Annotated in this window: 1 protein-coding gene; it reads right to left on the bottom strand. The window is 47.6% G+C overall.

What is annotated here, in order from left to right:
• On the bottom strand, positions 1-647 hold a 647-nt coding region (gene cobA, locus R8N49_RS27925; protein ID WP_318190545.1), incomplete at both ends, for a uroporphyrinogen-III C-methyltransferase.

The raw sequence follows: 647 nt of genomic DNA, 5'->3' as shown, positions 1-647 counted from the left end.
AGCCGCTCTTCCGTGCTGAATGAGCTGATTCTGAATATAGTGTGATTTCATGAGTCCCATGTAGATCACTAAAGTCTGATTACCACGAGCCAGTGTTGACCAATCCATCTCATCACTTTCTTCTTTCAAGTGACCAGTAACAAAAATGGCCGATTGAGCATAATCACGGTGCGTCAACGGAATGCCAGCATATGCTGTTGCTCCTGCTGCGGCAGTAATACCAGGCACCACTTGAAAACGAATGCCAGCATCAGCCAACACTTCTAGCTCTTCTCCACCACGACCAAATACGAAAGGATCACCGCCTTTTACTCGTACTACTCGGTAGCCTTGCTTAGCAAAATCAACCAAAAGTTGATTTGTCTTTTCTTGCGGTACACTGTGGTGCCCTGCACGCTTGCCAACACAAACTAAAATCGTATCGCTTGGGATCAGCGCCATGATCTCTTCAGACACCAAATAGTCGTACAAGACCACATCCGCCTGTTGTAAACAGTTCAGTGCTTTAATGGTGAGAAGTTCAGGGTCGCCAGGGCCAGCACCAACCAATGCCACTTCGCCTGGTTTGAGTGACTGCTTTGCAAAACGAGTGACGCCAGACACTTGGTTGTCAGAAACCAACCTCGGCTTTTGTACAGGTAAAGGAG

The organism is Vibrio sp. 1978 (assembly GCF_033344345.1).
The sequence above is the reverse complement of the archived record's forward strand: the minus strand, read 5'-3'. Positions and strand labels throughout refer to the sequence as shown.